We start from the raw sequence: 15,144 nt of genomic DNA on the forward strand, positions 1-15,144 counted from the left end.
CAGGTCATCAATGTGGCTATTCTCACTTAAAAACTTGGCATATTCTTTAGTCAAACATCCAAACAATACTGACTATGCTTGAATTATTTTGTGCATTTGCACAACTAGCTAATTTAGCTTTCTTAACTGGCTTGCGATATACAGCTCGGTCAATCCCGTAAAATCTTGCGTCGAGATGCCCGTCACTTCACTGATTCTATCCAGACGATATCTCAAGGTATTTCTATGAATATACAAAGCCTTAGCGCAGTCATTGGCGTTACCATTGGCTTGAAAATACGCCTCCAAAGTTTTTATCAACTGTCCAGACTTGTCTGCCGAAACCAAAGTCGCCATCGCTTGAGCGAGTTGTTCACCTTGCCAAGAATCGGCTAATGGGGCGAGTAACACAGGTAAGCGATATTCAGAGAAACCCAGCATGGTTTGTTCTGGATGAGAGCGACGACCAACAGCAAGCACCTGCTTGGCACTTTGGTAGGAGAGAGGAAGCTGCTGTGCGCGATCAAAACGTTGCCCGATCGCGAGACGGACATCATCAATCTGATTGGCCGTTAAGCGGCGCTGAATACCCTCAAGCACAATTTGGTCGCTATTCGAAGAAGAAGAACGTAAAGACTTGAGAACAACAATTTCATTCATCGACATGATCGCCACCAACGGCTTATCTTCAGAGCGATACAACACATCAACCACGCCGCGCACACTGTTCAAACTAACGGGAGCATTCTCTGCTTTAAGCTCGATCACGATAGCGACTCGTGGTGTTGTTAAATCGATGGAAAGACGCTGCGCCCAATCGTGCAACTCGGAGTCACTAAGTTGTTGGTTCAACCATGCTGAAACAAACTCTTCTTGATGGCGTCGATCCCATTGCAATTGCTCCACCAGCGAAGCTTGTTCAATCGTCAGTTCCGCTGTCATCTTCACTAACTGAGCAAACGCTCGGATTTGCTCAGGTTTGCCAGTGACACCCACCACGCCCACCACTTCACCTTTAAAGTGCAGCAGCATATTGATGCCCGGTTTCACGCCTTGCAGTGATTGGCAACTTTGCTCATCCAACTCTAACGAGTCACCATGATTCAGCGCCAGCACTGCACCATCGTGCTTTTGACCAATACGCTCAGCATCGCCGCTGCCAATAATGGTTCCTGCCGCGTTCATCACATTGATGTTATGACCAATGATCGACATGGTGCGATCGACGATTTGCTGCGCGAGTGTGTGGTCGAGAATCACCATTTCCGTTCCTAAAATCTCCACGATTGAGACGTCAATAAATCACACTTTGTCTTCTATCGCCATGATATTGAACCGGTATCGAAGCCAAAGTGTTATACCGACCAATTAACCTTAAATAAATTATGGCTATTAACCGATAAAATCCTTCATCACTGCTTATACTTATAACCGAGCCACCCAAGTTTTTATGCTTGGCGCGACTTGAACCGACAACCAAACAGTGACCGGAGGGAAGCCATGGAACTGCGGAACAAGGCGGGCGACATTGCCAAAATTGCTGACAACCTCACCCTGAAAGAAATAACCGAAATGGGCTACACCGTTGATCTATGCGATGAAGCCTTTGACCCAGGCGAGCATTGGAAAGCAGAAGGGCAAACGCAAGGTATGGGTGAATACCCTGAGCAATAGTCTCTAAATACGCTTCAACAAGACAATAACCTTTCAGCCGAGTGAGTTATCGCTCGGCTTATTCGTCATCCAGTTGCTCGTAGACCACTTCCCCTCTCAGCACCGTCATGAGGACGCGAGCTTGGGCGATGTCTTCCGCTTTCAGTTGGGTGATGTCTTGATCCAACACAGCAAAGTCTGCCGATTTCCCAATATCGATTGAGCCAATTTCCTTTTCTAAACCCAAGCTGTAAGCCGGATGAATCGTGTAGGCGTCAATCGCGGATGAGACGTTTGGCAATCCGGTTTCGCCCATCACCAAGCTATTGGAGATACCAACCAATGGGTTCAAATCATGCACATTCCAATCGCTGCTTAACGTCACGTTAGCTTCGGCATTATAAAGCGCGCGAAGGTTCATCAAGGCTCTGGCTCGCTTAGCACCCAAGAAGGCTTCTGCCCATTGGTGAGCATGATAAGCCACATAATCGGAACCAACTTGAAAGTCTGCCGTGACACCTAACTTGGCGAACCTTGGCACGTCTTTGCTGTTCACCAACTCGACATGCGTCAAAGTGTAACGTCGCTGATTGCCCAGACTGCGCACCTTCTCAATCGCATCGAGTGATTCACGAATACCACCGTCGCCGATAGCATGAATGTGAGCGCTGTAACCGAGTTTATCGAGCTTGCTTAGCCATTCGGGCATCGCTTGTGGCGAAATGTAATTCAGCCCATAAGGGGAATCAGGCAGGTAAGTATCAAGATAAGGCGCAAGCGTTTTGGCAGTACCATTGATGAAGATGCCATCACTGTACATTTTGACTTGGTTCACCAGCAATAAGCGAGAAGTATCGTCGGACTGAATACCTTTCAAATACGACAGCTGAGAGTCCATGCTGTCAGTCGGATAGATCCATGGTCGTAAAGAGACACGAGCGGTCAAATCGCCTCGTTTTTCACTCTCCTTCCACACTTCAAACCAACCTCGCTTCCAGTACATTCGCCCATCACCAATTGTGGTAATACCGTAAAGCGCAGCTTCTTCTAATCCAGTCAACAAACCTTGGTAGCTCACCGCAAATTGCGCACTCATGCTGTTCCAAGCCAGTTCCATCACTAAATCACCGGCGTTATCGAGCAAGATGCCATTCAACTCACCTGTATCCGGATCTTTGAGAATGCGACCACCTTCTGGATCGGGGGTGCTTTTATCAATGTTCGCCGCTTTCAGCGCAACCGAGTTAACCCACATAGAGTGAGAGGTTTGCTCCATTAACACCACCGGCGTATCAGAAAATACCTCATCGATCACTTCCAAAGGCGTGCGCTGGTTTTCTTCTGACAAGGTCGCATCAAGCGTAAAACCGTACCCCATCAACCATTCGCCATCTTGGACAAACTCTTTACAGTCTTGCAGTTGTGGGATTTGCTCATCCAACAAGGTGCCAGCTTGCAACAAGCACGTACCGCCTGCTTCGGAAGCCGCCTCAAACACATGATTGTGGTTATCGACAAAACCCGGCAACAAGTAGGTATCAGTCAAATCCACCACCTCAGTACCTTCACCAACCCACATTTGTACCTTGGCTTTATCGCCAACAAAAGCAATCCGCCCATCATGCACGGCAACAGCGTCTGCTTTTGGATGACCATAAATACCAGCGTTGATGTACACCACGTCTGCGGTTTGCTCAGCAGCATTCGCCCACGCGCCAAATACAGGCAGCAACGCAGCACCAAGAATCAGTCTATGAGGAGTTAACATGACACCTTCCGTTGTATTCGCTAACACATTGAGTATATGCAAATTGGTTTAGTTTGCTGTTGATGTCGTAATTTCTGTGGGGTTGGTTTAAAATTACAGAACAGTAGACCATATAATAAAAAGGTGGACAATGCGACGATACGACCAAGGCGATTTATGCCCTCATTGTGGTTTGATCATCATGATGCCAACCGACCTCTCAAACCAATGTTTAGGGTGTGGCAAAGAGATCAATCAGCATCAAGAATCGGATGAAGACGAGTAAGGCGCAGGTCTTACTCTGATTTGCTCGCTTGTGTTTCCTTCACAAATAAGTACATCTCTTCAAGGTAATTGCCATTTGCGCAGCCCCAGTCACTCACTTCAATAAATTCTTTGAGTAATTGATGACTCTCATCGCGAATCAGTTTTTGGCGAAATGAGTTCCATCGAGCCAATTCCAAACGGTTCTTATCAGAGACATAATGGTCGCCATAGCTTTCAATAAGCTTGTTGTAAGCGCTCCAACGTTCTTCTGACGTCACTCCTTCACTCATAATGACGGCGCAGTTTTCCTCGATATTAAAAACTTGGTCATTGGTTGGTATTGTCGCTGAACATCCCACCAAGGTTAGCCCCATTGTTAGAGCTGCGATTCTTGTTTTCATTATTGTTTTCCTTACTTTCAGCACCACTGCGAAAGACCGAATTTTATAAATAGAGAACGGCCATTACTAATCAAAAACGGAAAATTTTTGTGACTGACGTCTGCACATGTAAAAAGTGCGGTAAATTCCTGTTTACAAGCCATAAACATGGCAAATGGATTTCGCATTCCTTTCTGCTGCTTATGCATGCCATAATCAATGACGATAAAAACCTCAATAAAGCAAACATTTGAAGGATCAAAATGACTGCAACGGAATACCTAAACGACCTAAACCAACGTTACCTCGCTATCCATCGCACCAAAGAAGATTTCTTTTGGGAGACGTACATGGGCATCAGCGACGACCACGATGGTTCAACAAAAGCACAAACCGCTTGGACCAATTTCTTAAGTAACGCCGAGCAAATCTCAGCCATCAAAGCGCAACTTGAAGCGGCTGAAACAATTGCAGACCCACAAGAGAAACAGCAAACGCAAATTGGTCTGCAAGGCTGGTTGGCAACGTTTGAATCGCATGCAATTGAAGGCGAGCAAGCTCAAGCACAAAAGAATGCTCTGATTGCATTTGAAGCCGAGTTGTTCGAGAAAAAGCAAAATCACGTTCTGACGTTTACCAATGAAAACGGTGAACAAACCGAGGGCTCTTTGCCAGTATTGTCTTCGACCATTCGCGCCAATAATCACGAAGAAGTGCGTCAATCTGCGCACCAAACTCTGCTCGACCTTGAGCAATGGTTGCTGCAAAACGGCTTTATTGAGCTGATCAAACTGCGTAATCAATTCGCACGTTCTTTGGGCTACGAAACCTTCTTTGATTACTCAGTGAAGAAGACAGAAAAGATGAGCTCAGAACAACTGTTCAGCATCTTAGATGACTTTGAACAGCGCACGCGTGATGCCCACCTAAACAGCTTGGCAAACCTTGCTGACCAGAAAGGTCAAAGCGCACTGACTGGCTACAACTTTGTGTACTCGTTCGCGGGTGATGTCATGCGTGACCTTGACCCGTACGTGCCGTTCTCAAAGTCGCTACGTCGTTGGGTGGAATCATTCGGTCGTCTTAACATCGAATATGCAGGCGCAGAACTGACGCTAGACCTGCTTGATCGCAAAGGCAAATACCCGAACGGTTTCTGCCATGGTCCTATCCCATCGTTCTACAACCAAGGCGAATGGGTTGCCGCGCAGGTGAACTTCACCAGTAACGCTAAACCAGACCAAGTTGGCAGCGGCTACGATGGCATCAATACTCTGTTCCACGAAGGTGGTCACGCTGCGCACTTCGCTAACGTGAAGATGAACGCGCCGTGTTTCTCTCAAGAGTTCGCACCAACTTCCATGGCATACGCAGAAACACAATCCATGTTCTGTGACAGCCTGCTGACCGATGCCGATTGGCTAAAACAATACGCGTTGGACGCAGAAGGTAACCCAGTACCGGATGAGATCATCCAAGCGATGATCAACAGCCGCCAGCCATTCAAAGCGTACGAAGAGCGCAGCATTTTGGTTGTACCGTATTTTGAACGTGCGCTTTACCAATTAAGCGATGAAGAGCTGACGCCAGAACGCATCACTAAGCTGGCACGCGATTGTGAAAAGCAAATTCTTGGTTTGGAATGCAGCCCACGCCCATTGATGGCAATTCCACACCTTCTGTCTGATGAAGCAGCGTGTGCCTACCACGGTTACTTGCTAGCACACATGGCGGTTTACCAGACTCGCGCTTACTTCCTCGACAAGTTTGGCTACCTGACTGACAACCCAGAGATTGGTCCGCTACTGGCGAAACATTACTGGCATGCGGGTAACCACCTATCGCACAACGAGACTATCGTTAGCCTAACGGGTGAGGGCTTTAACGCTAAGTATCTAGCAGATGTGTGTAACCTATCGCCAGAACAAGCGTGGGAAGTTCAGCAGAAGAAAATTACCTCACTGCAAACTCGTGAACGTGCCCCAATGGCGTCTTTAAATGCCAGCATCAAAGTGGTGGATGGCAGCAAAGAGCTTGCAAGCAACTCAGTCTCAGACGAACAGATGTGTGAGCAGTTTGAGCGCTACATCCAAGAGACTTACGGTCGATAAGCCAAACCAAGAGCTGGGGGTATTATATACTCCTAGCTCTTTTTCTATCAGGGAAGCAACCATGTACAAAGATATCCTGACTTTCTGGTTTGAAGAACTGGAACCAAAAGACTGGTTTGTGAGTAACGCCGATGTCGATAAACAAATCGAAACCCGCTTTCTCACCACCTTAGAGCAAGCCGCTCAATCTGAATTGTTTGACTGGCGAGAGACGGTACAAGGTCGTCTGGCAGAGATCATCGTGCTCGACCAATTCTCTCGCAACGTTTACCGCAATACGCCAAAAGCGTTCGCTCAAGATGCTCTCGCGCTTGCCTTGGCACAAGAGGCAATTCGTCTAGGCTTAGACCAAGAATTGACCGACGTTGAACGCAGCTTTTTGTACATGCCATTTATGCACAGTGAATCTAAGCGAATTCATGAAGAGGCAGAGAAGCTGTTCAAAGCACTGGGGCGAGAATCGAACTACGAGTTCGAACTAAAGCATAAAGTGATCATCGATCGCTTTGGTCGCTACCCACACCGCAATGCGATTTTAGGCCGTGATAGCACCGTAGAAGAAGTGGAATTCTTACAGCAACCAGGTTCCAGATTTTAAGCAAGCACACCTGCCAACTAAAACGAACTATTGCACCATGCATAAAGCCTTTTGCTCTCTTAAGGCTTTGTGTATCGTACTTGCCTTATGCTGCTTGTTTAGCTCGAGCTCAACTTCAAATGACTCAATCCAAATATTAAGGTAACGCAATGATCACATGGCCTTGTTTGCTCAAACTCGATGGCGACGATGAACTGGTGTATTTAGCTTCACCAGAGCAGCTTAATGCAGAATGCCAAGCGTTGATTTGGGGTCAGGATGATATAGTGATTGATACGCAAGGTCATTGCTTTGCATTGAAAAATGGTGCTAATAACATGGTGGAATTGGACCTTTTGCCACAAACGTTGAACGTGCAAGAAGTGACAGAGCTGATTCAAAAACATGAGTTTGCCCAAGCACAGCGCTGCATCATCAAAATCCATTTTTTTTCTGTCCAACAAGCGGTTGAAGCATTGGCTGATTAAGGTCTAGAAAACTCAGTTACCGACACAGCATCATACCCACTGACTTCTTTTTCTCGCTGATTCTTAGTTGCACAGAAAAAGGGAAGCTACCGCGCCTCGGCCTTTGGATTCTTTAAAAAAACAGACTTTGCGATACTTCTAGCCAAAATAAGCTTGGTGATATTACTTCTGGCAATGTACCTTCCGTTATTGAGTTGAACGATAGGAATATCATGATAAATCTATCCCACTTAATCAAAAATGATATGAACCTGCTGATTTGTCTGTACGTCTTACTGCAAGAACGCAGCGTGAGCAGAACCGCAGAAAAGCTATTCTTATCTCAATCGGCCGTCAGTAAACAGCTTACTAAATTACGCCAAGAGTTTGATGACCCTTTATTCGAGCGAGAATCCAAAGGTTTATTGCCGACCCCAAAAGCGCTGGCATTAGAAAGCAAACTGCAACAAATCCTGATGCAAATTGATCAGCTTCGTGAACCTGAAGAGTTTGACCCAGAACGTTCGACTCGCGTTTTCAGTATCGATCTTATTGAAACCGCCTACTCCACGATTTACCCGCGTTTTCTGCCTCAAGCGTTGTCTAGTGCGCCAAAGATAACCATCAAAAGTGCAGATTGGAGTAACAGCAGCATTACTCGATTACAGAGAAGAGAGATCGATTTTGGTGTGGGCATCTTTGAGTTTGATGATCGTTCTAAAACCCATGTCGATACCATCCCTGACACTCTGAATTACGCAGAACTGATGCGTGACACTTCGGCGTGCATCTTGCGAAAAGGACACCCAGCATTAGAGGAAGAATGGAATCTCGACGCGTTCCTGAAGTACCGCCATATCCAAGTCATCACTGGCGGAGTGTCCAGCTGGTTATTACATGAGGTGCTCGACATACAACGCTTGCGCATCGACAACGCCGTCAATATGTCTGACATTTCCAGCGCGGTGAAACTGTGTGAGAAGAGCGACTTGATACTGACTTACCCTTACAAAAGCATCCGCGAGTTCGAAGGTAAATCGAACATTGTGATCAAACCGCTCCCAATAAAAATGGAACCAGGTGGGTTCTTCCTACTTTGGAACAAGCAACTCGACAATGACCCAAGCCACAAATGGCTAAGAGAGCTCATCGTCAGTCAGTCTTATGCCTAACTAAAATAAAACGAGTGATGCCCAAGAATTGATAATAACAAAAAATTATCAACTTAAAAATTATTGATAATTTCATGTAATCAAAATTTCTCCATATACTCACCTCCATCGAAACGAAACACGAATTAAACATCACAGTTTTTTGGAGCAGAATTATGAAAATGAATCACGTAGGCATCATGGTTGGCGATATGGACAAAGCAGTAGAGTTCTACACTAAAGCGCTTGGTCTTCGCATCGTAATGAACAACACAAAAGTTATCGAAGAGCGCGAATCAGCAATCGGTCGTATGTGTATCGCCGTATTCGGTGAAGGCTTCAAAGGCTTCAACATCGCTCACCTAGTGACGTCTGACGGCATCGGCGTTGAGCTATTTGAAATGAAAGAGCGTCAAGAGCGTCACGAAGTAGACTTCTCTCGCCTAGGCATCTTCCACTTCTGTCTACAAGTAGCGAAAGAGCAGTTCCCACAAACCATCAAACGTATTGAAGAGTTTGGCGGTAAAGCTCGCATGGACATCATGCGCTACCACCCAGAAGACGACAGCAAACAAGCTCAAATGATCTACATGGAAGACCCGTTTGGTAACCTATTCGAGCTTTACTCACACACTTACGAAGAAACTTACGCGTCTGATTACGAATAATTAAATGCTTAAGAATCAGAAAGGGTTGGCCTAGTGCCAACCCTTTTTTGTTTTGGATAGCTTTAATGAAACAACCCCTCCTAACCTCCCCTTGGTCTCAGCTTCGGCGTTCAAAATACATCGAGAGCAAAGGGAAGGAGCTGTCGGAGCGTGTTAAAGCGAGATTCCTGATGTCGCCTAGGCTCCTCGGAATGACGAGACAAATTGAGAGTGATTGAACCCGCCACTCCAAAGAAAACCCTCCCCCTTAGAAGCGGAACTTCAATGCCGAGCAAACCATGTCAATACAAGGGGGAGTTGGAGGGGGTTGTGAACACAGAACGGCAAACTAGCTAAACAAAACCAAAACAATCTTCAAACCGTGCATACAAAAAAGGCTTGGTATCATCCAAGCCTTTTGAATTTCACAATTACTTCGTCACGCGACATGCACTTTGGGATATCTCGTTGACGATCAAAATCGCTTCGTCACCTTTGGTGTGCAAAACTAGCATTTGGTCATCAGACATATATTTTGCGCCAGAGGCTGAACGAACTTGTTTGAGTTCAATCTCTCTCCCATCATCAACGGTGATCAGCGCTTTTTCCTGATCAAAGCTAGCAGCGAACTGATGGCCGTCGTCACACTGGTATTGATACTCCGGCGCGGTCGAGGCGCAACCACCAAGCGCAAGCAAACCACCTAATGTCAATGCGATTTTTGCCTGCTTAGCGATCATTCTTCAGGAGCCCAAACGCGAATGTTCACGTCCAAATCCGCTGGCGCGTAAACCACAACAGGAAGCTTGCTGTTGTAACGGTAAAGGTCGCGTGTTGGCATTTGAACGAAAGTCTCAACCTTCTCCATATCTTCAGGACAAGCCATAAGCGTAGAGATGCCACCCGCTGGAGAAGCGTCTACTTGGTAGTAAGTGTAGCCCCAGCCTTCTAGCGAATGCTCGCTTACACTGCCGCCAAGAGAAACACGGTTACAGTCTGTTTCCATCATTTTGCCTACCACAAGCTCAACGCGCTTATCTGCTTCGTTGCTTGCTGGGTCTACATAGAAAACGTGCTTCGTCATGTTCTCCATCTCTGGGAACATCTCTGCTGATGGGCGAGATACATCATTTGCTGAGTTCATTGCCGAACATCCGCTCAGTGCCAATGCACCTGCGGCCAACCAAACTGCTTTCATCGTTTTTTCCTTTTTCATATGGATAGGCATATTGTAATGGGGAATTCTGATTTAATGTGAGAGCACGGTAGGATTTAAGGCTGGCTCTCACAATTACGACGCTCTTAGCAAAATAAACGCGCGTAGTCATGCTGGCTCTGGCGATCAGCTTGCTGGTTTAGTGCGTATACTTTTCTCAATGCTCGAAAAAGGAACACGTCATGGCAAACCAGCGTAACCCCATTGAAATCAAAGCCCTCGACCATGTGGTATTGAGAACGGATAATCTCGATGGGATGCTCTGTTTCTATCGAGATCTATTGGGATGCCCTATCGAGCGGGAGTTGCCCGACTTAGGGCTTACACAGTTACGTGCTGGCACTGCCATCATTGATTTGGTGACGGTTGAAAGTGAACTCGGCAAGTTAGGTGGCAAATCGCCAAGCCAAGATGGACGCAACCTCGACCATTTCTGCCTGCAAATTGCGCCTTTTGAAGAGTCTGAGTTGCTTGAATATCTCCATCAACATAACGTCCACGTTGAAGAGTTTGCCGAACGATATGGCGCACAGGGCTTCGGTCGCTCCGTGTATTTAGAAGATCCAGAAGGCAATGTGGTCGAGCTTAAACCACAGAAATAACTCGTTGCTATTCCTAACTTTATCTCCTCATTTTATCGGCTAAAAACGGCTTCCAATTAAACCGTTTCGCCATTGATTACGTATGTGTGTTCCTAAGCTTAAATAGGCAACCCTGATTAGGAATACACCATGACACTCAGCGACGACGCACTATCCAGAATCATAGAAATGGCATGGGAAGACAGAACCCCGTTTGAAGCCATTGAGCATCAATTCGGCCTGAACGAAAATGGCGTTATCAGCCTGATGCGTCGTCACCTCAAACCCCGCAGTTTCAAGCTTTGGCGACAACGTGTAACTGGACGCAGCACCAAGCACTTAATACTGCGCTCACCAGACGTGAATAGAGGCTATTGCCCAACGCAGTACAAACAACGTTAAGCCTCTCGGCCAAGTTCAAGTGTTCTGTGCTTAAACCATAAAGTAAGGCGCACTGTCTCGCATGAATTCCGCCATAGAGGCAAGGTAGTCCCATGTTTCTCGGTAGGTGTGGCTCATGCATTGCGTGAAGGCTTGGCACAGTGACGGATCTTCTTCCAACCACTGGCTGACGTGTTGCGCCGTGTAGGAAACCTGCCTCACCTCATCATCTAAAATCTGCTGAATGGTCGGTCGCATCTCTTTCAAATACGGGATATCCGATTGGTCGATAAAACTCAGTTGAGAAACCAATAAACACCAAGAACGAAGTTCGACGGAGTGAGCACGGAAAAGGTGGATTTTAATGTCGTCGTAAAAGTTGCTCACATTGCTGAAATCACTCGACTTCTCTTCTTGATATACCTCGGTTTGGTAACCCGTTAATGGGATCAAACTGGCGTACATGGCTGAGTGGTTTCTGTCGTTTTGGCAGTGATGCATGATTTGCTGCTTCATTTCCCCTTGCGCATAACGATTGGCAATCATTTTGAGTCGCTCTGCGCCCTCTTCTTCGTTGATGGCATTGTGCAGCAAGTAATACGCCATGGTTTGTTTGCTCTGGAATATTTCTCCAGTGAGCTTGCCCATAGCTTGAGGTGTGAGTGAGGAATCGGAATGTAGGTAGCTTGCGATAGAGGCTTTGTACTCTTTAGAGGGCACAAAGTTATTGTCTTCTAGCAAGTTATAAAGGCTGGTCTGTAAACAGTTCATGTCACCTTCCTTGATGGTGCTGCATCGCAACACGTCATGCTTGACTACTAAGAAAGTGAGGTATTTATCAATACGCTCCTTAGAATGAGGTAGATTCAAGCGGAAGAGTAGAGTTTGGGAATGATTTCGGCTCGGAGCGGCTGGCCAGCGGCGAGGTTAGGACAACTCTTAATGCTTTCGTATGAATATCTAACGACCTCATTGGTTTATGAAGGATATATTTTGTTACAAAACAGTTAAATGATCACTTTATAAATGTTATGTGCCGAAAATAGACAGAACGAAATGCGGGGTGGTTAACCATTGGTTTTTAAAGGAAAGTGGCTTTGTAGCGCAATTTTTCTCGCCTACAAGTTTTAGAAAAGTGCCTAAAAGTAGTGTTTTAACTCTATAAAAACCGGACGGAGATCACCGTCCGGTTTGATCTCATTGAGCCTAATTTGAAGAGGATGAAGCGGTTACAGATGCTAGGGGGGTCATCTGCAACGCCCAAATCTTCTCGTTGTTAGTGACGAATTAGCCTTACTTGCCCACAAAGCCGTTGTACAACATGTAAAGGTGCGCAGCACTCCAAGAGAAGTTGTTTGCGCCCTGCACTGCACCCGTTTCAGGGTTGTAGTTTTCCTGAATTGGCGTTGTTTCTGTTAAGCCTTGTGCGTTCTTGAATAGCTTATCCACCATCTGACGCGCTTCCACACCGTAACCGTAGTTGTCCATACCACGTACGCCGAAGTAGAACTGATCGAGCCACACACGACCACGCCAGTAAATGTCAGGGCCGTAAGCTGGGTTATCCATCGACGCCGTGCCAAGTGGGATCATTGGTGAGTTAAACTTGCTGGTATCGAGCATGTTCTTCACTACTTTATCCGCGTGCTCTTGCGTTGCCGCGTTGTTGAATAGTGGAGACCAACCTTCTGGACCCATGCCGCGTTTCACCAACATTGGACCAGCACATTGGTTGCTCAAGCCACCAGGTACCACTTCGATGTCGTAGTAGAATCCGGTTGATTCATCGAACATACAGCGGTTGATGTACTCTTTGGTGTCTTCTGCTTTCTCTTTAAACTCAGCCGCTTTATCTGCTTTGCCCAGTACTTCTGCAATTTGCGATAGGAACAGGTTATCTGAGTACCAGTAAGACGCTTGGTCTACCGATTCTTGCATCAGCGAGTAGCCAGACAACTTGTTCGCTTCGTCAGTGTTCTCGTTGAACTTCACTTCCCAGTCTTTCTTCGCTAGAGCCAGTTTGTCCATGTTCTCTGGCGAATCATCACGGTAAGTCACCACCGAGCCATCTTCACCCATGGCCATGTCGTAGGTGTTGTCGAATCCATTGGTGTCGTGTGCGTAACGACCCATTTGATCAATCACTTTAGCTTCGTCTTGTGTCGGCAGTTCAGACATACCTTGTAGATTGTCGATGGTGTCGATAAAGCCAAATACACCCGCGTTGTCACGGCCAGATTCCCAACCCGCAGCTACTTTTGCAGGGATGCTCATCGCGGTGTAATCACCGGACGTTAGCAACTGGTTGTATTTCTCGATGCCAGTTTCTTTAATCCACTTGTCGGCATTCGCTTCGTCTTTGTACTGGAACTTCATGTCGTCTACAAACGCATCCGATCCCCAAGAACCATCATTCACATCATCTTCAAATACAGTGTGAATTGGGTCTTTTGCTGCACCGTATTCAGGGATACCGTTTTTGTTTGTATCGCGAGCACGTAGCCACCAATCGTGGAATGCCACCAACTTCGGATACATCTCTTCTAGCCACTGCTTCGCTTCTTCCGGACGGTTATGCTCGTCTTTCAGTGCGGTGTACACTTCCCATACTGCCCATGCAGCTAGAGATGGTTTGGTGTTGCGTTCGTTCCAGTTCAAACCGTCTGTAGCCAGTGGGAACACTTTTTTGTATTCCGCAGACATGCCTTCCCAACGTTCTGCTGGCAAGTTGTAAGTCACCACGTCAAGCAAGTAACCTTCGTCCCATGGGCGAACAGGATCGTCAGACTGAACTTGATATTGGAATACAGTACGAATGTTTTCCATCGCCACATCTGGGTTGAAGTGAGCCATTGCGTACGCTTGTTTCCATGTATCCCACGGCCAAGTCATGTTGCCAGAGAAGTAAGGTGCAGTTACCGATGGCGTTACTGTGTCGTGGTCAATGGCACCTGCTGCACCACGCCAGTTTGCGCTCAGTGTTTCCATCGCTTTTACTGCAACGAATTCATGCTCTTTTGAAGCGGCATCGTTGGTTAGACCGTTTTCTAGGTACTCTTCCCAACGCATTGCTGAATCGTGCATGTAGCCTTTCGGATCGGCCATCACGTCGTTTAACTTCGCAAACTCAGACGCTTGCTCTTCTGTGTTTTGCACGTGCGTGTAAGCCGTGTATAGCGTGATTTCTTCGCCATTACCCAGCTCTGCCGTTTGGACAAAGCCTTTCTTATCATCATCGATGGTAGACGTTTCTGGCTTGATAGAGCGTGTTACTTCAAACTTAGAATCGCCTGAAGTCAGTAAAGACCAAGAGTCGCGAACCGCACCAAAAGACACTTCTACGCCGTTTTCTGTCGCGGCGATTTCACGTGAGTAAGTAGGGTATGCATCTTCAACACTGCGAACGGTACTGTCGTTGTTTTTGTATAGTTCACCATCGTCAGCGCGGTAATCTTGCATCAACTCACCGTCCCATTCGCCTTGAAGAGCCAGCTTGTTCGGGTTCTTGATGGTGGTTTTAACAAGAGAGGTGCGGTCCGTCACAAAGCGCATTTCAAGTTCGGCAGTGATGCCGTTATCGCCCGTGTACTCTTGAATCAGTGCGCCTGGCTGCGAGTAAGCGTCTGTTAGCTCAAGCGGCATCGCTTCACCGTCAACCATCAGTGTTAGACGATCGAAACGTGCAGCCATGAATGACACGTATTCTTCCGTTAGCAACGCTGTACCACCTAGGGTGATTTCACCACCTTTGGTATCTAACGTGTGACCATGCCAAGAACCGTTATCGAACATAGGAATGTAGCGAAGATGACCACCATGAAGATCACGCAGTGCCACTGGCACACCTGCACGGTCAATGGTGTTGTGGAATTCAGCCGCTTTCAGTGGCGCTTCCACATTCGAGTCATTATCACTACTGTTGCATCCGCTAAGTGTTAGAGCAACCCCGACAGCAATCGCACATAAAGAAGTCTTAAAGTGCATGTT

16 protein-coding genes are annotated in these 15,144 nt (G+C 46.8%); 9 read left to right on the top strand and 7 right to left on the bottom strand.

The genetic code is table 11. The features are described 5' to 3' along the window. Positions 1–108: 108 nt before the first annotated feature. Positions 109–1,242 carry a sugar diacid recognition domain-containing protein gene (locus tag QTO06_RS17400; RefSeq protein ID WP_331409116.1) on the bottom strand — a complete coding sequence of 378 codons (1,134 nt, stop codon included), beginning with the start codon at positions 1,240–1,242 and terminating at the stop codon, positions 109–111. Positions 1,243–1,479: 237 nt separating this feature from the next. Between QTO06_RS17400 and QTO06_RS17405 the strand changes: the two genes are divergently transcribed. Further along, positions 1,480–1,653 (top strand): hypothetical protein, encoded by a 174-nt coding sequence (locus QTO06_RS17405; protein WP_009706819.1) that lies wholly within the window; start codon positions 1,480–1,482, stop codon positions 1,651–1,653. Between the two features lie 58 nt (positions 1,654–1,711). Here QTO06_RS17405 and QTO06_RS17410 read toward each other — a convergent pair whose 3' ends face one another. After that, positions 1,712–3,400, bottom strand: a complete 1,689-nt coding sequence (locus QTO06_RS17410) for an amidohydrolase (RefSeq protein WP_331409117.1) — start codon at positions 3,398–3,400, stop codon at positions 1,712–1,714. A gap of 130 nt (positions 3,401–3,530) precedes the next feature. Between QTO06_RS17410 and QTO06_RS17415 the strand changes: the two genes are divergently transcribed. After that, positions 3,531–3,665 (top strand): hypothetical protein, encoded by a 135-nt coding sequence (locus tag QTO06_RS17415; RefSeq protein ID WP_258070912.1) that lies wholly within the window; start codon positions 3,531–3,533, stop codon positions 3,663–3,665. A gap of 10 nt (positions 3,666–3,675) precedes the next feature. Here the strand turns inward: QTO06_RS17415 and QTO06_RS17420 are convergent, their stop codons facing one another. After that, on the bottom strand, positions 3,676–4,047 hold the full coding sequence (locus QTO06_RS17420; protein WP_331409118.1) for a hypothetical protein: 372 nt from the start codon (positions 4,045–4,047) through the stop codon (positions 3,676–3,678). Positions 4,048–4,289: 242 nt separating this feature from the next. Here QTO06_RS17420 and QTO06_RS17425 point away from each other — a divergent pair, with 242 nt between their 5' ends. The 5 genes from QTO06_RS17425 (at position 4,290) to QTO06_RS17445 (ending at position 9,000) form a co-directional block, all read left to right on the top strand. After that, positions 4,290–6,137, top strand: a complete 1,848-nt coding sequence (locus QTO06_RS17425; RefSeq protein ID WP_331409119.1) for a M3 family metallopeptidase — start codon at positions 4,290–4,292, stop codon at positions 6,135–6,137. A 61-nt stretch (positions 6,138–6,198) separates the two neighbouring features. After that, entirely contained in the window at positions 6,199–6,735 is a 537-nt protein-coding gene (locus QTO06_RS17430; protein WP_331409120.1) for a DUF924 family protein, read from the top strand. 149 nt (positions 6,736–6,884) lie between these two features. Further along, positions 6,885–7,202: a DUF4144 family protein gene (locus QTO06_RS17435; RefSeq protein ID WP_331409121.1), complete on the top strand. Its 318-nt coding sequence runs from the start codon at positions 6,885–6,887 to the stop codon at positions 7,200–7,202. A gap of 212 nt (positions 7,203–7,414) precedes the next feature. Continuing rightward, positions 7,415–8,353 carry a LysR family transcriptional regulator gene (locus tag QTO06_RS17440; RefSeq protein WP_331409122.1) on the top strand — a complete coding sequence of 313 codons (939 nt, stop codon included), beginning with the start codon at positions 7,415–7,417 and terminating at the stop codon, positions 8,351–8,353. Between the two features lie 155 nt (positions 8,354–8,508). Then, on the top strand, positions 8,509–9,000 hold the full coding sequence (locus QTO06_RS17445; protein ID WP_005428296.1) for a VOC family protein: 492 nt from the start codon (positions 8,509–8,511) through the stop codon (positions 8,998–9,000). 410 nt (positions 9,001–9,410) lie between these two features. Here QTO06_RS17445 and QTO06_RS17450 read toward each other — a convergent pair whose 3' ends face one another. Next, on the bottom strand, positions 9,411–9,719 hold the full coding sequence (locus tag QTO06_RS17450; protein ID WP_039974345.1) for an MliC family protein: 309 nt from the start codon (positions 9,717–9,719) through the stop codon (positions 9,411–9,413). Then, entirely contained in the window at positions 9,716–10,177 is a 462-nt protein-coding gene (locus QTO06_RS17455; protein ID WP_038891045.1) for an ecotin family protein, read from the bottom strand. The genes QTO06_RS17450 and QTO06_RS17455 overlap by 4 nt, the downstream gene beginning before the upstream one ends. Before the next feature lie 200 nt (positions 10,178–10,377). On the opposite strand from QTO06_RS17455, the gene QTO06_RS17460 reads away from it, so the two are divergent. Beyond that, positions 10,378–10,797, top strand: a complete 420-nt coding sequence (locus QTO06_RS17460) for a VOC family protein (RefSeq protein ID WP_331409123.1) — start codon at positions 10,378–10,380, stop codon at positions 10,795–10,797. Positions 10,798–10,926: 129 nt separating this feature from the next. Then, on the top strand, positions 10,927–11,178 hold the full coding sequence (locus QTO06_RS17465; protein ID WP_331409124.1) for a TIGR03643 family protein: 252 nt from the start codon (positions 10,927–10,929) through the stop codon (positions 11,176–11,178). 30 nt (positions 11,179–11,208) lie between these two features. Here the strand turns inward: QTO06_RS17465 and QTO06_RS17470 are convergent, their stop codons facing one another. Both QTO06_RS17470 and ygjK read right to left on the bottom strand, forming a co-directional pair. Next, complete coding sequence (locus QTO06_RS17470) at positions 11,209–11,928, bottom strand: hypothetical protein (protein WP_009706801.1); 720 nt, start codon at positions 11,926–11,928, stop codon at positions 11,209–11,211. Positions 11,929–12,450: 522 nt separating this feature from the next. Then, on the bottom strand, positions 12,451–15,141 hold the full coding sequence (gene ygjK, locus QTO06_RS17475; protein WP_331409126.1) for an alpha-glucosidase: 2,691 nt from the start codon (positions 15,139–15,141) through the stop codon (positions 12,451–12,453). Positions 15,142–15,144: the final 3 nt, after the last annotated feature.

Source organism: Vibrio sp. M260121 (assembly GCF_036533715.1).
In the GTDB taxonomy this organism is placed as follows: Bacteria; Pseudomonadota; Gammaproteobacteria; order Enterobacterales; family Vibrionaceae; genus Vibrio.